Here is a 19,719-nt window from a genome sequence, read left to right as displayed (position 1 = left end):
CGGGTGGCTTATCGTGACGGTCATGGACTTCGCAATGTCAGCCAAAGCCAGTGACTACCACAAGCGATTGAGCGAGTTCATCACCGACTACGTCTTCCCCGCCGAAGCCGAATACGACAAGTACCGCGAGGAAGCCGGGCCGCACGATCACACCGTGCCGCCGGTCATCGAAGAACTGAAGATCAAGGCCAAAGCCGCCGGGCTGTGGAACCTGTTCCTGCCCGCAGAATCCGGCCTGACCAATCTGGACTACGCGCCGCTCGCCGAGCTGACCGGATGGAGCCTCGAGATCGCGCCCGAGGCGATCAACTGCGCGGCACCCGACACCGGCAACATGGAAACCCTGCACCTGTTCGCCACCGAGGAGCAGCGCAAGCAGTGGCTGGAGCCGTTGCTGGCCGGCGAGATCCGCAGCGGGTTCTCGATGACCGAGCCGGCGGTCGCCAGCAGCGACGCCCGCAACATCGAAACCTCGATCGTGCGCGACGGCGGCGACTACGTGATCAACGGTCGTAAGTGGTGGACGTCTGGGGCTTCCGACCCACGCTGCAAGATCCTGATCGTGATGGGCCGCACCAACCCGGAGGCGGCCAGCCACCAACAGCAGTCGATGGTGCTGGTTCCGATCGACACCCCCGGCGTGACGGTAGTGCGTTCCACATCGGTCTTCGGCTACCAGGACCAGCCCGGCCACTGCGAGATCATCTACGACAACGTCCGGGTGCCGGTGACCAACCTGCTCGGCGAAGAGGGCTCCGGTTTCGCGATCGCCCAGGCCAGGCTCGGACCGGGACGCATCCACCACTGCATGCGCGCGCTGGGCGGGGCCGAGCGCGCACTCGCCCTCATGGTGAACCGCGCGAACACCCGCATCGCCTTCGGCCGGCCGCTGGCCGACCAGGGCATGGTGCAGAACGCGATTGCGAAGTCCCGCAACGAAATCGATCAAGCAAGGCTGCTGTGCGAGAAGGCCGCGTGGACCATCGACCAGCACGGCAACAAAGCCGCACATCTGCTGGTCTCGCAGATCAAGGCGGTCGCTCCGCAGATGGCATGCAATGTCATCGACCGCGCCATTCAGGTACACGGCGCGGCCGGCGTCAGCGAAGACACTGTGCTGGCCCGGATGTACTCGTGGCAGCGCGCGATGCGCATCTTCGACGGCCCCGACGAGGTGCACCTGCGCTCGATCGCGCGCGCCGAGCTCGGCCGGGAGAAAAGCGTTTTCGCTGCGGCGGTCACCTAACGTGGCCACGGATGTACGGAATCTGCAGGGCGCCTGGAACTTTCGCGATGTCGCCGACAGCACCGGTGTACTGCGCCCCGGGCGGCTGTTCCGTTCCGGCGAGCTGAGCGAACTCGGTGACGACGGCCGAAGTGAGTTGCGCCGGTTGGGTGTCACCGACGTCGCCGATCTGCGGTCGCGTCGCGAAGTCGAGCGGCACGGGCCGGGTCTGGTGCCCGACGGCGTGGAGATCCACCTGCTGCCGATCCCCGATCTGGAACCGAGCGACGACAATCCGGACGGCGAAGCTCCGCATGAGCACGCGTTCCGGCGGCTGTTCGAAGAAAAGACCGACGACGAATCGGTCAGCATGGCATCCAGCCGCTACATGGTCGACGAGTACAGCAGGTTTCCGACCTACCCCGGTGCGCAGGAAGCCGTGCACCGTCTGGTGGTGCTGCTCGCCGGCGGACGCACAGTGCTCGCACATTGCTTCGCCGGCAAGGACCGCACCGGCTTCACGGTGGCATTGGTGCTGGAAGCCGCAGGCGTGCACCGTGATGCGATCGAAGCGGACTTCCTGAGCAGCAACCAAGCCGTCCCGCTCCTGCGGGAGCGGATCATGCAAACCGTCCGGCAGCGCTCAGATGTCGAGATGACGCCGGACTTGCTCTCACTCACCGAGGCTCGGTTGTCCGAAGAGGTGCTCGGCGTTCGGCCGGAATACCTGGACGCCGCGCGGCGAACCATCGACGACAACTTCGGCTCGCTCGACGGTTACCTGCGCAGTGCCGGTATCACGACGGCCGACGTGACACGGCTACGCGACGCACTCCTGGGCTAGTCACACCAGCACCAAGCTCTCACCATGATGTGCTGCTTGGAAACGGCGGCGTATGCGATATCACCGCATCGAGCTGATATCGCATAGGTGTTCACAACCGAAACCACTGCTATGCCTACGGTCAGAGCAGAGACGCCCTCGGCAGCTTAATTTTTGTTAGTAAAAACCTGTGTATTTCTCAGACATCTGACTCGACGGGGAGTAGACATACGTTCAATACTCGTGCCGCTGGGGCTGCGCCGTGCCCTGACGGCTCCGCCGCAGTTTCCGTGGAGGCCCGTAAATGTCTAACCGCAATCTTCGTTGGCTGGGTTTAGGGCTGGCGGCAACTGCCGGCGCGGGTGCCTTGGGACTTAGCGCGATGATGAACTCCGCGGCCGCCCATGCCGACGACATCGGGTTGGTCATGGGCGGCAGCGGCGTACCCATCCCGGGAGCGGATTACGTGGCGGCGGCTGACGCTCTCTACCTCGACAACCCGGGCACCATGCTTTACCCCGACCTCACCTTCTACCAAGCCACGCCAACTAACCCCTTCGGCGAGGGCCTATTCACCCCCGAGGGGTTCTATCCGCTGACCGGCGTGCATACCCTGCCGCTCAACTATCCCTTCGGAACTGATGGCCTTCCCTCTGACAGCACGTCGGTGGGCCAAGGTATGACCATCCTCGAGAGCACCATCGCCGCCGAAACCGCAGCCGGCAACACCTCGATTGTGCGCGGCTTTTCGCAAAGCGCCACGATAGCCAGCCTGGTCATGCGGCAGCTCGACCCTTCCGGCACGCCGGAGGGTCCGGGCGCCCCGCAATTTATGCTGACCGGTGACCCCAGCAATCCCAACGGCGGGCTGCTTGAACGCTTCAACGGCTTCGAAACAACCACTGGTGACGTCCACTCGCTGCCGCTGAACCTCCCGAGCCTGGGTGTGGCGTTCGACGGCGCCACTCCATCGGATGACTTCGTCACCAACATCTATTCGCTGGAATATGACGGATTCACCGACTTCCCGCGATACCCACTGAATTTTCTGTCCGACCTCAATGCCTTCTTGGGTATCGAAGCAATCCACGGCACGTACCTGGACGGGGGCGTGGACGGCAGCGGCCCCACGGCCGAGCAGATCGCCGACGCGCTTCTCTTGCCAGGGTCCGCGCTCGACGGCACCGCGAACAGCCTGACCAATTACTACATGATGGACGAGACTCCACCACTGGTGTCGCTGCTACCGAAGTCGCTGCAAGACTTGCTGGGGCCCGACCTGACCTACCTGATCAACTTGGGCTACGGCGACGGCAGTCTCGGGTACTCGGTGACCGCTGATGCACCGGCGAACGTGCCCACCCCGTTCGGTCTGTTCCCCGACGTCAGCGTGTCAACAATGCTCAGCACACTAGCCACCGACACCCAGCAAGGCATCGCGGCGTTCGAGAACGACCTCGCGAATCCCGCCGCGATGTTGGCGTCGCTGGAGCCGGGCTCGTCGGGGCAGAGCTTCACCGATCTGCTGTCGGCACTGTCGGCGGACGCCGCTAATCCCGCGGCCAGCCTCACCGATTTCGTCAACGCGATCGCGACCGCGTCGTCGGCCGCCTACTCCACGCTGCTGCCCACGGCCGACATCGTCAACGCACTGGTGACCAGCATGCCCGCCTACGACCTCTCGCTGTTCTCCACGAACCTGGCCAGCGGCGACCTGCTCGACGCTATCGGCCTGCCATTGGCAGCCGACACAGCGCTGATCACACTGGCGGCCGGTTTCGAGGTCACGGTCCTGCAGGATGCGGCGACCGAGATCAGCAACGCCTTCTCGGGTCTGTTCTAGAAGCGGCCGACGCTGAGTGTTGGGCTGATGGCTGTTCACCTGCTTCCGTTGGCCGACACCGACCCAGCGAGCGATCGATGCGGTTGCCGGGTCTGGCGAGCCCAAGGGAGCTGAGGTTTCCGCAAGGAAAACCTGTGTATTTCTTAGACATCGCGCTTAAAGCGGAGTAGAACATATGTCGAATACCCTCGCCGCTGGAGCCGTTTCGCGCCCTGGCGACCAACCGCCGGAAAGGTCGCATAATGTCGAGTCGCACGCTTCGCCTCATGGGTCTGGGTATGGTCGCAACGGCCGGCGCCGGTGTCATAGGGCTGTCGGCTCTGATGAACCCGACGTCCGCCCATGCAGACGACATTGGGCTGGTCATCGGCGGCAGCGCGGACCCCATCCCGGGCCCCGAATATGTGGCGGCCGCTGATGGCCTCTATCTCAACAATCCGCTCACCGGGCTCTACCCCGACTTGACCTTCTACCAAGCCACCGCGGCCAACCCGTTCGGCAACGGGCTCTTCACACCCGAGGGGGCCTATCCGCTGTTCGGCCAAGGCGTCCAGCAGCTCTATTTCAACTACCCACTCGATTCCTCTGGCCTCGCGGGCCCCAGCACCTCGGTGGGCCAGGGCGCCGCCATCCTGGAAAGCACGATCCTGGCCAACCAGGCGGCCGGAAACGGCTCAACGGTGTTGGGTTACTCGCAGAGCTCCACGCTCTCCGGCGTCACGATGCAGCTGCTCGACCCGACCGGCAAGCCGGAAACGGGACCCCTTGACCCGCAATTCCTTCTGCTCGCCGACCCCAACAATCCCAACGGCGGGCTGTTTGAGCGTTTCAACGGCTTCGAAACGCTGACCGGCCACACCACCGTCGACCAGCTGAACCTGGCGAGTCTGGGTATCGCGTTCAATGGCGCGACGCCGTCCGATGACTTTCTGACCAACGTCTACTCGCTCGAATACGACGGCTTCACGGACTTTCCTCGCTACCCGATCAATCTGCTGTCCGACCTCAATGCCTTTTTGGGCATCGAAACCCTCCACGGCACGTATCTGAACGGGGGCGTCGACGGTAGCGGTCCCACGGCCGAACAGATCGCCAACGCGACTCTGCTGCCGGGCTCGATGGCCTCCGGCACCGCAGACAGCCTGACCAACTACTACATGATCAACGAGACTGCGCCACTGGTGGCGTTGCTGCCGAAACAGCTCCAAGAATTGCTAGGGCCCGACCTGACGTATCTGATCAACCTGGGCTACGGCGACGGCAGCCTCGGTTACGCCGTGACGGCTGATTCACCTGCGAACGTGCCCACCCCGTTCGGGCTGTTCCCCGACGTCAGCGGGTCGCAGGTATTGAGCACGCTGGTCAGCGACACCCAGCAAGGCTTCCAGAACTTGATGAGCGGCACAGACCCCTACGCGGCGGCGCTGGTGCCCGCGACCTCGTCGGCGACGAACTTCACCGATTTCTTGTCGGCGCTGTCGGCGGACGCCGCTAACCCCGCCGCGACGTTCACTGATTTCGTCAACGCATTGTCGAGCGCGGCCTCCACGGCCTACTCCCTGTTGCTGCCGACGGCGGACATCTTCAACATGCTGGTGACCAGCCTCCCCGCGTGGGAAACCTCGATTTTCACGGACACCTTGAGCAACGGTGACGTCCTTGACGCTCTCGGCCTGCCGGTCGCCGGTACCTTTGCGATCGGCACCCTGGCAGCCGGATTCGAGATCTCGATCATCCAAGACGCGGCGGCGCAGATCGCTGCCGACTTCTCGGGGCTGTTCTAGCAGAGCTAAGAGAAAGGCGCCGCAGACCAGTGAGGGGTGCGGCGCCTTTCTCTATGCGCGACGTCCCTAAGGCTCCAGCACCAGCTTGCCGAACACCCCGCCGTCGGCCAGGGCCTGCAGCGCGGCCGGCCCTTCTGACAGCGGATACCGTTGCGGCGGCGGAGGTTTCAGCCCGGCTGCGACAAGCTGATTGAGACCGAAGGAGAACAGCGCCGCCGATCCGGGGACCTGATGCAGGTATTCACCCCAGGCGACACCGAGGACGCCGGCGTTGCGCAGCAGCAACCGGTTGACCTTGACCGTCGGGATCGAGCCCGCGGCGAATCCGATCACCAGCAGCTTGCCGTCGATGGCCAGCACCCGGACGGCGTCGTCGAAGGCCTGGCCGCCGACCGGATCCACGACGATGTCGACGCCGCGGCCGTCGGTGTGTTCGCGGACCGCCTGCGCCCAGCCGTCGGCCAGCGGCAGCACCACGTCAGCACCCAGCGACTCGACGAATTCCGTTGCGCCCGTGCGATGTACCACGGCGATGACCTTGCTCGCGCCCATCGCCTTGGCCACCTGGATCGCCGCGGTACCCACACCACCGGCCGAGCCCAACACCAGCACGCTCTCGTGTGGGCGCATCGCGGCCCGACGGGCCAGCGCGAAATACATGGTGTTGTAGTTCACCAGCAGCGACACCGCTTCGGCGTCGTCGAGTTCAGCGGGGCTGCGGGTCACGTTCGCCATCGGGGCGAGCACTTGTTCGGCCCAGCCGCCCAGGATTCCGAACGCCGAAACCCGGTCGCCGACTTTGAATTCGGACTCTTCCGGCGCCCAGTCGACCACGCCGGCGGCTTCCATGCCCGGAATGAACGGCGGCGGCAGCTTCAGCTGGTATTCGCCCTTGCTCATCAACAGGTCCGGAAAGCACACTCCCGCGGCGCGGACACCGATGACCAGCGTGTCGGCATGCCCGGCAACGTCGTCGACGTCGGTGTAAGCGAGACCGTCTGGACCTGAAAGCTTCTGTACGACACAGGCTTTCATGGATTATCGATCAGCGGATCGAGAAGTTCGCTGCCTTCGCGGCCGACAGGTCGTCGATCTCGCCCCAGTGCGAGGCGATGTCGTCGACCGACGGCGGCTCCTTGAAGGTGACGCCCTCGTTCTGGAACAGCGCAGTGCGCTGCACCTTTCCGCCGCCCACGATGAAGATCGAACCGGTGTCGGGGACTTCCTCGGTAACCAGGTAGGCCACCACCGGCGCCACGAATTCCGGCGTCAGGTTCTTCAGCACCTCCGGCGGCAGGATGTCCTCGGTCATCCGGGTGGCGGCGATCGGCGCCAGCGCGTTGGCCTTGATGTTGTACTTGGCGCCTTCCTGGGCCAGCGTGTTGATCAACCCGACCAGACCCAACTTGGCGGCACCGTAGTTGGCCTGGCCGAAGTTCCCGAACAGCCCACTGGTGGACGTGGCGACCAGGACGCGACCGTAACTCTGCTCGCGGAAGTGTGGCCAGGCGGCACGAATCACGTTGTAGCCGCCGTAGAGATGCACCTTGAGCACCGAGTCCCAGTTCTCGAACGACATCTTGTGGAACGTGCCGTCACGCAGGATGCCGGCATTGCTCACCACGCCGTCGACCTTGCCGAACTCGTCGATCGCGGTCTTGATGATGTTCTCCGCGCCTGCGGCGTCGGCGACGCTGTCGTAGTTGGCGACGCCACGACCGCCGGCGTCCTTGATCTCCTTGACGACCTCGTCGGCCATGTTGTGTCCGGAACCGCTGCCGTCGCGGGCGCCACCGAGGTCATTGACGACGACGCTGGCGCCTTCTTTGGCCAGGGTCAACGCGTACTCGCGGCCCAAGCCGCCGCCTGCTCCGGTGACGACGATGACGCGATCCTGCACTCCGGGCATGAACTTCCTATCTCTCGATCCTCAGTGACCAGTGAATACAAACGGGACGGCAAAACTCAGAACAGCCGGCGCGCCAATTTCCACGCCTTTTCCGTGTACGGCGGGTAGATGAAGGCAGCAATGTCGGGTCGGGTCGGCTTGGTCAGCACCGACTTGCGGTGGCTGAACTCCTCGAACCCGAACTTGCCGTGGTAGGCGCCCAGGCCGGACGGCCCGACGCCGCCGAACGGCAGCTTGTGCGTGGCGAAGTGGAACAGCAGGTGGTTGACCACCATGCCGCCCGCGGGCACTTCCTTGATCACGCGTTCCCGCACAGCCTTGGCTTTGGTGAACAGGTACGCGGCCAGCGGCTTGGGCCGTGCGTTCACGAATCTGATTGCCTCGTCCAGGTTTTGGACGGTCACCACCGGAAGAATCGGGCCGAAGATCTCGTCGGTCATCAGCGGCTCGTCGGTCGAGGGGTCGACCACCACGGTCGGCTGGATGTTTAGATTCGCCGCGTCGGAGCCGCCGCCGATGGCGATCTTGCCCTTTGTCGCGGCGAGCGCGGTGGTGAGCCGGTTGAAGTGCCGCTCGTTGACGATGCGCTTACCGCCGCTGGCGTTCTTCGCCTCGAAAGCGGTGACCGCCTTCTGGATCTCGTCGACGAGCTGGTCCCGGATCGACGCCTCGGCCAGGACATAGTCGGGCGCGATGCAGATCTGGCCCGAGTTGATCAGCTTGGTCCACGCGATCCGCTTCGCCGCGACCTTGATGTCGGCGTCTGCCGACACGATGACCGGGCTCTTGCCGCCGAGCTCGAGGGTCACCGGCGTCAGATGCGACGCCGCGCCCTCGTACACCTTGCGGCCAATCTCGGTGCCGCCGGTGAACAACAGATGGTCGAAGCCCTGCGCGATCAGCTCCTGGCTGACCACGCCGTCGCCCTCGATGACGGCGATCGCGTCGTTGTCGAGGTACTGCGGCACTAGTTCGGCCATCAAGGCCGACGAGGCCGGCGCGACCTCGGACGGTTTGAGCAGCACAGTGTTACCCGCGGCGATCGCACCGACAGCGGGGCCCAGCGTCAGCGCGAACGGGAAATTCCACGCACCGATGATCAGCACGGTGCCGTACGGCTCGTACTCCACCCAGCCGCGGCCGGGCAGCTGCGACATCTCGAGCCGGCTGTGGCGGCGCTTCGCCCACTTGCCCACGTTCTTCGCGGCGTACGCGGCCTCACCGCTGGTGCTGGCGACGTCGGCGAGCCACGCTTCGAACGGCGACCGCCCGAGGTCCTTTTCCAAGGCGTCGGCGATCTTGGTTTCGTTCTCTTCGATCAGTCGCTTGAGCGCGAGCAACTGCTCCTTGCGCCACTCCAGGTTGCGGGTGCGACCGGTGGCGAACGTCTGGCGAAGCCGCGCGACCGTCGTGGCGACGTCAGAGCTCGGGGCCGGCGCCGCGGATGCGGCTGGTGCACTGACTTCGGTGGCATGCGTGGTCATAGGGATTCCCTTCCTCGACCGGAGAAAGCCCAATCCTAATCAACCGGCCGGTTGGGCAACAGGTCCCCTCAGCTAACCGCCGCGCGCACCGTCAGGGCTTCTCCGCCGAGATCCAGACAGCCCGGAAGGTCGCCGTCGAAGCGACTGGTGCTCATTGCCGTTCGGCGGTCACGAATTGCGAGAACGCGTCTTTGTCGTCGCCCATCGGCACGCCGTCCACCCAGCGGTTCAGCCGGCGCATTTCGTCCCGGGAGTTCTGCGAGACGGCCCGCCACCCGTGGTCGTTGAGCCAGTCGACCACCTCCGCGCGGTTCTCGTCGTGGTAGATCAGGTCCTGGATGTCGGGGCCCCGCTCGATGCCGAGTTCGGTGGCCACCCGCTCCATGCGTGCCCGCATCTCCTGGCGCCGCTCGTCCGCGTGGTTGGCCGCGGTTTCCGCTGCGACCCGGCTGCCGGCGGCGCTCAGTTGGGTGATCTGGGTGAACAGCTTGTCCTGGGCGTCGGCGGGCAGGTACATCAGCAATCCTTCGGCCAGCCAGGCCGTCGGGGTCGTCGGGTCGAAGCCCGCGCCGATCAATGCGGTCGGCCAGTCCTGCCGCAGGTCGATCGCCACCTCGCGACGGTCGGCAGACGGCGCGGCGCCGTGCGACGCGAGCGTCGCGGCTTTGTACTCGAGCACCTTGGGCTGGTCGATCTCGTACACCGTGGTGCCGGCCGGCCAATCGAGCCGGAAGGCCCGCGAATCCAGCCCGGACGCCAAGATCACCACCTGGCGGATGCCCGCGGCCACCGCCGCGGCGAAGTGCGCGTCGAAGAAGTGTGTCCGGACCGCCTGGTAGCTGCGCATGTGCTGGAACACCGCGGCGGCTTCTGGGTCGAACGACTCCACCTTGGCGACCAGTGAGTCGTCGAGCAAGTTCTCCCAGACGCCGGTGCCGGCCTGAGTGACCAGCACCTTCGCAAACGGATCGCGGATCAGTGGGTCGGTCTTATCGGTCTCGACCGCCCGCGCGGCGGCGACCATCACGGCCGTGGTGCCGACGCTGGTGGCGATGTCCCAGCTGTCGTCGTGTGTGCGCAAAGCGCTCATCGTTGTGCTCCTACTCGATCTGAATGTTCTTGTCGGTCAACCAGTTTCGCCGAGCTGCGCGCTCAGCAGCCTGGTGGTGAAAGCCTCGTCGACCAGGTCCGCCGGGATCGGCCGGCCCAGCCGCGCCATCTCATCGGTATTGCTGACCGCGCTGACCTGCCAGCCGTGCTCGGTCAGCCACTCCACCGCGTCCGCCCGGTCGCTTTCCTGATAGGTCAGCGTCTCGACGTTGATGTCCAGGCCCAGGCGTTGGCGCATCCGGTCGAAACGGGCTCGTCGCGCCGCGCGGCGGCGGTCGTTGTCGGCCGCACCGAGGCTGAACGCTTCGACGGCGACCCGGCTGCCGGGCGCGCTCAGCGACGTCAGGATCTCGAACAGCCGGTCCTGAGCTTCGGCCGGCAGATACGGCAGCAGACCCTCGGCCAGCCAGGCGGTCGGCTGGCCGGGGTCGAAACCCGTGGCCGTCAACGCGGCCGCCCAATCGTCGCGAAGGTCGACGGGAACCGTGCGCCGGTCGGCGGCCGGAGCCGCTCCCGCCGATTCCAGCGTGGTCGTCTTGTAGCTGATCACCTGCGGTTGATCGATCTCGAAGACGGTGGTTCCGGCGGGCCAGTCCAGCCGGAACGCCCGCGAGTCCAGGCCCGCGGCCAGGATCACCACCTGCCGGATGCCCGCGACGGCGGCGTCGGCGAAGTAGGAGTCGAAGTAGTGCGTGCGCACCGCCTGGTAGTCGACCGCCAGCCGATGTGCGCGGCGCCCGTGGTCGTCGTCGCCGATCCATTCCAGGTCGCTGGCCAGCCGGGCCCACGGCGTACCCGCCGATGAGACCAACAGGTAAGCGAACTTGTCCCGGATCAGTGGATCGTCGGCCGCCGTCTCGACGGCACGGGCCGCGGCGACGCTCAATGCGGTGGCGCCGACGCTTTCGGTGATGCGCCAACTGTCCCCGTCGGAACGAACGGAACTTACGTCGTATACATCAGTCATAGCGCGGACCATGCTACCCAATAACTTAGGTAAGCTATATGGTTCTGTGCGCTACATCACTTGTGCTGGTGGCTGAGACTGCTGGCCAGCAGCTGTTTGAGCTGCTCGGTGATCTTGTCGAATGCGTCACGACTGTCGACGTAACCGGCGTAGAAACCGACACCCAGCAACACCGAGAGCAGCATTGCGGCCAGCGGACCGGCGTCGGTGTCCGGCTTAAGCTCGCCTCGCGCTATCGCGTCGCCGATCGCCCATGACAGAAATTCGCGGGTGCGACTCACCGGGTCGGCCTCGGGCCGGCTCAGCTCGGGATGACGCTGTGCCTCCAGCGTTGCAGTGATCAGAAAAGCCGACGCCGTTCGATTCTTGGCCTCGGCATCGATTGTGCCCTCGATGAATTCGGACACCCGTCCCGCCAAGCTCGTTTGGCGCCGGGCCCGCTGGATGCTGGCGGCAATGAGGGCGTCGACGGTCTCGTCCAGCACCTCCCAATACAACACACGCTTATTTGCGAAGTAGTGATTGATGGCCGGGCGCGTCAAGTCGGCACGGACCGCTATCGCCTGGAAAGTCGCTGCGCCATAACCGCGTTCGCTGAACACCTCGCGAGCCGCGCGCAGAATGCGCTGACGCGTCTCAGCCGCCTTCGCTGCAGGTGGGCGGCCGGGACCACGGCTCGCGGGCTGAACCACACATGAATTGTGCCACAGATCACACTTTCGGAGCTCGCACTGGCTGAAACGATTGTTAGCTAGCCGGACTGGACGTCCTGCGGTGCGGCATCAAGCCGTCGGGTGGGACGTGGCCGAATTTGCCGGCCTGGAAGTCGTCGAGCGCCTGGATCAATTCGGCTTTGGTGTTCATCACGAACGGGCCGTAGTGGACCACAGGTTCGCGGATCGGTTCACCGCCGAGGATCAGCACTTCCAGCGCGGACACCCGCGACTCTTGCGTCGCCTCAGCGCTTATCGTGATCCGGTCGCCGGGACCGAGGACCGCCAACTGACGCGGGAGGATCGGATGGGCGACCGATCCGACCGATCCGCGTCCAGCGAGGACGTAAACCAGTGCGTTGTAGGTGCGGTTCCACGGGATGTTGATCCGCGCCCCTGGTTGAATCGTGGCGTGCGCCATCGTGATTGGCGTGTGCGTGACGCCGGGCCCGCGGTGGCCGTCGAGTTGCCCCGCGATGACGCGGATGAGCGCGCCGCCGTCGTCGGACGACAGCAGAGCGACGTCGGTGCCCTCGATCGCCTGGTACCGGGGAGTGACGAATTTGTCCTTCTTCGGGAGGTTGACCCAGAGCTGAACGCCGTGGAACAACCCTCCGCTCTCGACGAGTTCGACTGGGGGAGTTTCGATGTGCAGGATGCCGGACCCTGCCGTCATCCACTGGGTCGCGCCGTCGCCGATGAGCCCGCCGCCGCCGTGGGAGTCCTGGTGCTGGAACCGGCCGTCGATCATGTATGTGACGGTCTCGAATCCGCGGTGTGGGTGCCAGTCGGTGCCTTTGGGTTCACCAGGCTGATACTCCACCTCGCCCATCTGGTCCATGTGCACGAACGGGTCCAACGAGGCGGCGCTGACGCCGGCGAACGCGCGGACCACGGGGAATCCCTCGCCCTCGTGGCCGCGCGGCCCGGTTGTGACCGAGCGGATCGGACGCTCGGTGTCGGTCGGATGAGCCGCGGACACCCGCGGCAGGGTCAACGTGTCTGCGGTTACCGCGGGCATCTCGGGCCTCCTCGTAGCTGGAATTACCCGATATAACCGGACTACGGTCCGTTTATTCCGGGCATGCTGTCCGCGCTTTGAGGCGCCTGGGACTCAGCTCTTCTGCTTGACCGCTTTCGCCGCGCCTTGCTCGCTCGACGAGCCCTCGTGCGACAGCTGCCCGCCGGCGTTCTCCAGGTGTGCACGCACGAACCACTGGAACTTCTCCAGCTCCGCGGAGTGGCCGATCAGGATGTCCTGAGTCACCGGATCGAGCTTGTCGGTCACTGCGATGCCCTTGCGGGTGTCCTCGATCACGCCGTTGTAGACCAGGTCGAGCGCGGCAAGGTGGGCCTGCACGGTGTCACGGCCGACCGAATAGTCGTCCCAGGTGCGGTCTTTGAGAATCGACCCCGGTGTTCCTTGCGGTGATCCGCCCAGTGTCGCGATTCGTTCGGCGACCTCGTCGGCGTACCCGCGCACCAATTCCACTTGCGGGTCGATCATTTCGTGCACGCCAATGAAGTTGGGGCCGACCACATTCCAGTGAACGTGCTTCAACGTCAGGTGGAGGTCGTTGTAGGTGCTCAGCTGCTTCTGCAGCAGGTCGGCGACCTTGATTGCCTGCTGGTCGGTCAAACCGGGAACGGTGAACTGCGTCATGGTGATCTTCCTTAAGTATCTGAACGGTCTACGGCCGCATACCCCAACACCGCGGAGTCATAACCTCGGGACGATCAGAGCGCGCGAATGTCCTGCAGCGGCAATCGCGCGCCGCGTCGCGGCTCGTAGGCCAGTCCGCTCGCCTCCAGTAATCGGACCACCCGATGCCGGTGCGGCCGCATCGGTTCGAGGAGTTCGACCATCTCGGCGTCGTCGATCGGCCGGCCCAGCAATGTCCAGCCGATCATCTTCGGGACGTGGTAGTCGCCGACCGAGAGTGCGTCGGGGTCGCCGAAGGCGCGCTGCGCTGTCTCGGCCGCCGTCCAGATCCCGACGCCGGGCAGCGACATCAATGCCTCGCGGGCCTGTTCGGCCGGGCGCGAGGTGAGCCGTTGCAATGACGATGCCCGCTGCGCGCAGCCGACCACGGTGCGGGCCCGTCCTGGATCGACGTTGGCGCGGTGGAACTCCCACGACGGGATGTATCGCCACACTTCGCCGGGCGGCGGGACCCGCATTCGGGCCGGCACGGGTCCGGGTGCGGGAGTGCCGAATTTGGTCACCAGCAGACGCCAGGCACGGAACGCATCCTTGCCCTGCACCCGTTGCTCGAGGATCGCCGGGATCAACGCCTCCAGCACGTGACCGGTGCGCCCGAGTCGCAGGTGCGGCACCCGCCGGTGCGCGTCGACGACGATCGGGTGGACCGGCGTGAAATCCGACGGATCGTCGTCGGCGCCGAGCAGCGCGGGAAGGGCGTCGAGGAACTCGTCGGCGCCGCTTCCCCAGGCGGTGCACTCCACCGCGTTGGCCGCGGCGCGGGTGATGCGCGCCGTGACAGATCCGCTGTACAGGAGGCTGGTTCGCCAGATCGCGCCGTCGCCGTCGACCTGGAAGCACGGGTCACCGGGGCCTCGGCGCAACGGGAACAGGGTGGTCCTGGGACTGACCGCGCTGGGGAAGGTCACCGTGCGAGCGCTACTCACTATGTGCTCCCGCCGGACGCCGCAGCCGCTTGTACAGGTCGATCATAGGTCGGGCAAGGCGATTGACCACTTGCGGTTTGTGCGCGCAGGATGACCTGGTGAACGCGCCAGCCGACGATGCAGAGCGCAGCGATGCGGAGGAGCGGCGCCGGTGAACACGCCGTTCGACGATCCGCAGGCCGAGCTGGCGTGGATGTTCCTGCAGTGCCTGTGCGACGGCGGCGACATCGACGAGTGCTTCGAGCTGCTCAGTGACGACTTCACCTACTGGAGCATCGCGACGCGGCATCCGGTCGGCAAAGCGGCGTGGCGCGATGAGGTCGATCGGCGCAAAAGCCGCGTCGAGCTGAGCTTGGACTTCATCCAGTGCTTCAACGACGGCGACTGTGTGGTGATCGAAGCCGAAATCGACGGCCGGACCGCCGACGGCCTGCGCTACGACACCCCCGCCGTCTTCATCTTCGAAACGCACGACGGACTGATCGTGTCGCTGCGCGAGTACAGCGACACCGAGCTCGCTGCCCGGGTGTTCGGTCCGGCGATCGCTTAGCCGCGCTCGATGCTGACGTCGGCCTTGTCGGGGTAGAACGCCACGTGGCCGGCGATCGCGGCCACCGCCGGGTACGGCTGCTCGTAGGTCCATATCGCGTCGTCGACGGTCTCGCCCGCGGCGGTCGTCACGCTGTAGTAGCCGGCCTCGCCCTTATACGGGCAGTACGTGCTGGTGTCGGTTCGCGCGAGGCGGTCTTGCACGACATCGTCGAGCGGAATGTATTGCACGGCAGGGTAAGTGGATTCCTGCAGTTGCAGGGCGGCACGGGTATCAGCGACGACTTCGCCGTTGACCCGAACCACCACCCGCGCTCCGGTCGGGTTGATCGTGATCGGATGCTCGGCGGTGGGTTCTAGAACGGGCCGACTGGTCATGGTGAGATCTCCTTGGGTGGCAATAGCAGGTTCAACGCTCGGGGGCCGTCAAGATTCCCGCGCAGTGACCTCAGCCTGCCGGCGCGAGCATGTCCTTCCATCCGCCGTCGCCGGTATGGCGCGAATCTTCCAGCGAGTACTTCGCGCCGTCGGGACCCACGATCTCGCCGCTGGACGGTAGGTAGATCGCCGACGGAGCGGCCGGGGTGTAGATGCACGGGTTCGGCTGCTGCCCGTTGCACTGCACGTGGCCCGATCCGGGCCGCTGGAGTGGATCGTTGGTCAGCGACGGTGGCACCGCCAGCCGATCTGCCGGTATCGGATTCATGCCGTTGTTGACCGACGGTGCGGGTATCACCCTCCCTGGGTCGACGGGTTGGTCGCATCGGGCACCGGGCGCCGGGCAGTTACGGATCTGGTTCGGATCGCCGTACCAAGGGTTGGTGCCCAACGGCACATAGGGCTTGTTGTCGCGGCATTCCTTCGGCGTCGCTCTGCGCTTACCGGGAACGTCGACGCATGGATAGTTGCGGGCGCCACGCACGTCATTGGCCTGAGTGTCTTGCGGGATCTTGCAGTAGGTTCCGGCGGGAAGCGGCGCCACGCTGGTCTCCGCTGGCGAACGCCATTCCGATGCCGGCAGGAATCCGGTCAGACACGGCGGCGGATTGTTCAGTGACAGGTCAAGATTCATCAGCACCGACCCCGGCGCCGAGGCGACCAACGTCTGCGCGACCGAGCCGATTTCCGGCAGGAAGACCAGCAACTGCTCGAGGCCTTTGTTGTAGCGCTTGAGCATGTCGCCGACGATCTCCAGATTGGCGATCGTCTGCGGCAGCGATTCGCGGACGTCGCCGAACACCCTGTTGACCTGATCGGCGGTCGGCGCGGCCTTGGCCAGGACGCTCTGCACATGTTGGTCGTTGTCCGCGATCTCGGCGGTGAGGACTTTGAGGTTGCGCGACCATTGCGCGATCGAATCGCCCGAGTTCACCTGGCTGTCGATGATCGGTGCCGCATTGGCTATGACGTCGTCGACGTCGGAGAGGTTGGCCTCGAAGTCACCGACGATGGACTGTGTCGAGTCGACGAGCCGCTCCAACGCCGGCCCCAATCCCCCTACCGCAAGCGATGTTTCCTCGAGCAGCGATGCGATCTTGTGTTTGGGCAGCACCGACAGGCCGCGGTTGGCGGCGTCGAGGGCGGGGCCTATCTCGCTGGGCACACTGCCATTGGTGATGGTCTGGCCCGGCGCGAAGAACTTTCCCGGATCGCCGGTCGACACCAAGTCCACGTACTGCTCGCCGATCGCCGACACCGAATGCACGTTGGCGGACGCGTCGATCGGAATCTTGTAGCGGTCGTCGATGCTGAGGATCGCCCTGACACCGTGGGCCGTGGGCTCGACCTTGGTGACCCGGCCGATCTGGATTCCCCGGTAGGTCACGTTCGATGTGCGATACAGACCGCCCGACGCGGGCAACTCGACGACGAGGCGGTACTGACCGATACCGAGCTGGCTCGGTATACGCAGGTAGAACCAGCCGAGCGCGACGATCGCCGCTAACGTCAAGACAGCGAACACAATTAGCTGATTGCGGATGAAACGGGTCAGCATGTCACTCGCCTCGCTCCACCGGCGCATCGGCCGGATTCGGCGTGAAACGGACGTCGGGGACCATCGTGTTGAGGTCACGGCCCCAGGACTGCTCCAAGGCGCGCAGCGCGCCGGAAAATCCGGTCCCGGTGAAGATCGCGTTGTCGACGGTGCTCAGCGTGAGGTCCAGTGCACCAGAGACATTGATGTAGTCGCCGCGAACGATTTTCGGAACGCTGTCGACACTGAACGGCGGTGATAGCAGCAGTGTCAGCGCATCCACCAAATACGGTGCGGAGCGGCCGAGTTGCTTGAGCGGTCGCTGCAAATCCTGCAGATCCTGGTGGAGGTCGCCGCGCGAGGTCTTGAATGTCTGGTCGGTGACGTTACTGATCCGGCCCATCGCTTCCACCGTGTCAGCGAACAGATCTCGTTGTTTGGCGAAATGATCGACCAGCGGCGGGAATTCGGTGAGTGCGCGATCCAGTGTGTCGGCTCGCTTCGCCGCAACGCCCAGCAGCCGGTCGGTGGAGTCGATCGCCTGGCGAATGTCGTCGCGCTGCTGGTTCAACTGGCTGGCGAAGGTGTCGAGTTTGCCGAGGAAGTCTCTGATCTGGTGGGCTCGCCCGGCCAGGATCTTGTAGACCTCGTTCTGGATGACCTCGAGGTTGGGTATCCCGCCGCCGCGCAACACCATTGCCAGGCTGGCCAGGGTCTGTTCAGTCGACGGGTAGGTAGAGGAGTTGCTCAACGCGATCGTGTCGCCGGCTTTCAGCGGTGCGGGCGACGGGTCGGGCGGTGCGGCCAATTCGATGTGTTGCGATCCCAGCAGGCTGGTCTGACCGATCTTCGCCGTCGCATTCCTCGGGAGCCGCACACCCTTGTTCAGGTCGACCGTCAGCGTGGCGACCCAATTCTTCAGGTCGATCGACCGCACGGACCCGACGAAGACGTCGGCGACCAGGACTCGGCTATTCCCGTTCAACGCCATGGTATTTGGCATCTGGACGTAGATCTTGTAGGAACCCGGACCGCTGCCCGGCCCACCGGGCAGTGGGAGGTTGGCAATGCCGCGCCAGTTGCCGCACGATGTCAGCACCACCGCCGCGGTCAGCACCGCCAGAACGCGCGTCACGATGTGCCTCATGGGTGTGCCTCGGCTGCACCGAGCGGCGGACCGGGCGGCGGTGGCGGTGGACCCGGTGACGGCAGCGGTTGGGGGTACCACGGTGGTGGCAGCGGATTGTTCTCGTCGTAGGCGTTCGGCGGCCCGGTCATGGTGTGTCCGGCCGGCGGCGGCGGAATGTCGGGCCCGCCCATCAACTCAGCGAGCGACGCCGCGGTCAACAGGTTCCTCGTGGCCGGCTGCACCTGCACACCCTGCATGCCGGGAGCGACAATCCAGCCCGGCTCCGAATTGCGATGCGACCATTGAGTATCCGGCGAAAAGATGCCCGGGACGGTGGTGTCTTTGAAGCCGGGCGGTGGCTGCAGGCGCGGCTCGGAGTAGGCGACGTTCTTCGGCAGAACATCCGCGACGCTGAACAAGTTGATCCCGTACGGGAAGTAGTTGAATTTGATCGCATCCAGGATCGGCGCCAGGTATTGCGCGCAGAGTTCCGCCGAGTCTTGATAGCCGAGTCGACTACCGGCCTGAATCACGCTGCAGATGAACTCCATTGGGTTGGCAAAGTTGGTGAAGGCGGCAACACCGCTGAGACTTCCATGGGCGGGCTCATAGATGGCCAGCACGTTGGCGGCCATGTTCGGCAGGATGTGTAGCGCGGTCTCCAGGCCATCGCGCGGTTCCGGCTGCATGATGGTGGTAGTCAGGTCGTTCAAGTTGTCGACGTCGTGGGCCAGCGCGTCGCGGTTCTCGGTCAGGAATTGCTGTGCGGTCGACAGCAGGCTGTCGGTGTCCCGAATCGCATTGGCGGCAGCCTGATCTGAGCTGGTCAGATTGTCGGACAGCTGGGCCAGGTCGGTGTTCAGCTCGACGAACTGCTGGTCGTCCTGGTGCAGCGCGTTGACGAACATCGCCAAACTCTTCAGTACACCGAAAAAGTCGCCGCGGCCTTCATCGAGAGTGCTGAGCGCGTTGGACAGGCTGTTCAGCGTGGTGTTGATCTGTTCGCCCTTGCCGGCCAATCCATCGGCGAAGGCCTCGATGACGTCACCGAAGGGTCCCTTGGGTTGGTCTTTGGTCGGACCGAGCTTGTCGATGATGTGAGTGACGCTGTTACGCAATTCATCCCACTCCACCGGAACCTGAGTTCGCTCGATGGGGATGACCGCGCGGTCGGCCATCACCGGACCGCCCTTGTAGGGCGGCTCCAACTGGATGCTGCGCGAGGCGACCAGCGTCGGGTTCAGCACGACCGCTGACGCATTGGCGGGAACCTTGTACTTGTTGCGGTAGTGGAACGTCACCTTCATCCGGTCCCCGGTCGGCTCGATCTTGTCGATCGAACCCACCCGGATACCCATGATTTGAACCTTGTCCCCGACATAGAGGGCATTGACCGCAGGGAAATAGACGACAACCGTGTTGTTGATCAGCTTGTCGTAGAGCTGCCAACCGATCCCCGCGGCAACAAGACCCAACGTCACGACCAGCGACCCGATGATTGCCGCGGTCTTGGAGACACGCGGCAACCGCAATTTTTGGATGTCGAAAATTGTGCTCAT

General features: G+C 64.9%; 18 protein-coding genes. 5 read left to right on the top strand and 13 right to left on the bottom strand.

Going from position 1 to position 19,719, the window contains the following annotated elements:
• Positions 1 to 34 precede the first annotated feature (34 nt).
• From G6N27_RS17395 to G6N27_RS17380, 4 genes are all read left to right on the top strand, one after another.
• The gene (locus G6N27_RS17395) at positions 35 to 1,246 is read left to right on the top strand and encodes an acyl-CoA dehydrogenase family protein (protein ID WP_163781942.1); all 1,212 of its coding nucleotides are present in this window, start codon (positions 35 to 37) and stop codon (positions 1,244 to 1,246) included.
• Between the two features lies 1 nt (position 1,247).
• Positions 1,248 to 2,069 (top strand): tyrosine-protein phosphatase, encoded by an 822-nt coding sequence (locus G6N27_RS17390; RefSeq protein WP_163778193.1) that lies wholly within the window; start codon positions 1,248 to 1,250, stop codon positions 2,067 to 2,069.
• A gap of 283 nt (positions 2,070 to 2,352) precedes the next feature.
• Positions 2,353 to 3,891, top strand: a complete 1,539-nt coding sequence (locus tag G6N27_RS17385; RefSeq protein WP_163778190.1) for a PE-PPE domain-containing protein — start codon at positions 2,353 to 2,355, stop codon at positions 3,889 to 3,891.
• 266 nt (positions 3,892 to 4,157) lie between these two features.
• Positions 4,158 to 5,675, top strand: a complete 1,518-nt coding sequence (locus G6N27_RS17380) for a PE-PPE domain-containing protein (protein ID WP_163778187.1) — start codon at positions 4,158 to 4,160, stop codon at positions 5,673 to 5,675.
• Between the two features lie 66 nt (positions 5,676 to 5,741).
• Here G6N27_RS17380 and G6N27_RS17375 read toward each other — a convergent pair whose 3' ends face one another.
• The 9 genes from G6N27_RS17375 to G6N27_RS17335 form a co-directional block, all read right to left on the bottom strand.
• A complete protein-coding gene (locus G6N27_RS17375) occupies positions 5,742 to 6,710 on the bottom strand; it encodes an NADPH:quinone oxidoreductase family protein (RefSeq protein WP_163778185.1) in 969 nt (322 codons plus the stop codon).
• A gap of 10 nt (positions 6,711 to 6,720) precedes the next feature.
• Positions 6,721 to 7,584, bottom strand: a complete 864-nt coding sequence (locus G6N27_RS17370) for an SDR family oxidoreductase (RefSeq protein ID WP_163778182.1) — start codon at positions 7,582 to 7,584, stop codon at positions 6,721 to 6,723.
• Between the two features lie 56 nt (positions 7,585 to 7,640).
• Positions 7,641 to 9,068 (bottom strand): aldehyde dehydrogenase family protein, encoded by a 1,428-nt coding sequence (locus G6N27_RS17365; protein WP_163778179.1) that lies wholly within the window; start codon positions 9,066 to 9,068, stop codon positions 7,641 to 7,643.
• A 151-nt stretch (positions 9,069 to 9,219) separates the two neighbouring features.
• Positions 9,220 to 10,158 (bottom strand): class I SAM-dependent methyltransferase, encoded by a 939-nt coding sequence (locus tag G6N27_RS17360; RefSeq protein ID WP_163778174.1) that lies wholly within the window; start codon positions 10,156 to 10,158, stop codon positions 9,220 to 9,222.
• 36 nt (positions 10,159 to 10,194) lie between these two features.
• On the bottom strand, positions 10,195 to 11,145 hold the full coding sequence (locus tag G6N27_RS17355) for a class I SAM-dependent methyltransferase (RefSeq protein WP_163778171.1): 951 nt from the start codon (positions 11,143 to 11,145) through the stop codon (positions 10,195 to 10,197).
• Between the two features lie 56 nt (positions 11,146 to 11,201).
• Positions 11,202 to 11,837, bottom strand: coding sequence for a TetR/AcrR family transcriptional regulator (locus G6N27_RS17350; RefSeq protein WP_163778168.1), 636 nt, complete (start codon positions 11,835 to 11,837; stop codon positions 11,202 to 11,204).
• 55 nt (positions 11,838 to 11,892) lie between these two features.
• The gene (locus tag G6N27_RS17345) at positions 11,893 to 12,879 is read right to left on the bottom strand and encodes a pirin family protein (RefSeq protein ID WP_163778165.1); all 987 of its coding nucleotides are present in this window, start codon (positions 12,877 to 12,879) and stop codon (positions 11,893 to 11,895) included.
• A gap of 93 nt (positions 12,880 to 12,972) precedes the next feature.
• Positions 12,973 to 13,521: a Dps family protein gene (locus tag G6N27_RS17340; RefSeq protein WP_163778162.1), complete on the bottom strand. Its 549-nt coding sequence runs from the start codon at positions 13,519 to 13,521 to the stop codon at positions 12,973 to 12,975.
• A 74-nt stretch (positions 13,522 to 13,595) separates the two neighbouring features.
• Entirely contained in the window at positions 13,596 to 14,510 is a 915-nt protein-coding gene (locus G6N27_RS17335; RefSeq protein WP_179963406.1) for a DNA-3-methyladenine glycosylase family protein, read from the bottom strand.
• Positions 14,511 to 14,700: 190 nt separating this feature from the next.
• Here G6N27_RS17335 and G6N27_RS17330 point away from each other — a divergent pair, with 190 nt between their 5' ends.
• Positions 14,701 to 15,057, top strand: a complete 357-nt coding sequence (locus G6N27_RS17330) for a nuclear transport factor 2 family protein (protein WP_163781940.1) — start codon at positions 14,701 to 14,703, stop codon at positions 15,055 to 15,057.
• Here the strand turns inward: G6N27_RS17330 and G6N27_RS17325 are convergent.
• The 4 genes from G6N27_RS17325 to G6N27_RS17310 form a co-directional block, all read right to left on the bottom strand.
• Complete coding sequence (locus G6N27_RS17325; protein ID WP_163778155.1) at positions 15,054 to 15,434, bottom strand: DUF427 domain-containing protein; 381 nt, start codon at positions 15,432 to 15,434, stop codon at positions 15,054 to 15,056. The two genes, G6N27_RS17330 and G6N27_RS17325, sit on opposite strands and share 4 nt — an antisense overlap.
• A gap of 70 nt (positions 15,435 to 15,504) precedes the next feature.
• Positions 15,505 to 17,052 carry an MCE family protein gene (locus G6N27_RS17320; protein WP_163778152.1) on the bottom strand — a complete coding sequence of 516 codons (1,548 nt, stop codon included), beginning with the start codon at positions 17,050 to 17,052 and terminating at the stop codon, positions 15,505 to 15,507.
• A gap of 1 nt (position 17,053) precedes the next feature.
• The gene (locus G6N27_RS17315) at positions 17,054 to 18,178 is read right to left on the bottom strand and encodes an MCE family protein (protein ID WP_163778150.1); all 1,125 of its coding nucleotides are present in this window, start codon (positions 18,176 to 18,178) and stop codon (positions 17,054 to 17,056) included.
• The gene (locus G6N27_RS17310; RefSeq protein WP_163778149.1) at positions 18,175 to 19,719 is read right to left on the bottom strand and encodes a virulence factor Mce family protein; all 1,545 of its coding nucleotides are present in this window, start codon (positions 19,717 to 19,719) and stop codon (positions 18,175 to 18,177) included. The genes G6N27_RS17315 and G6N27_RS17310 overlap by 4 nt, the downstream gene beginning before the upstream one ends.

This window comes from Mycobacterium cookii (assembly GCF_010727945.1).
GTDB lineage: Bacteria > Actinomycetota > Actinomycetes > Mycobacteriales > Mycobacteriaceae > Mycobacterium > Mycobacterium cookii.
Note: the sequence above shows the minus strand (reverse complement) of the source record. Positions and strands in the feature narration are given on the sequence as shown.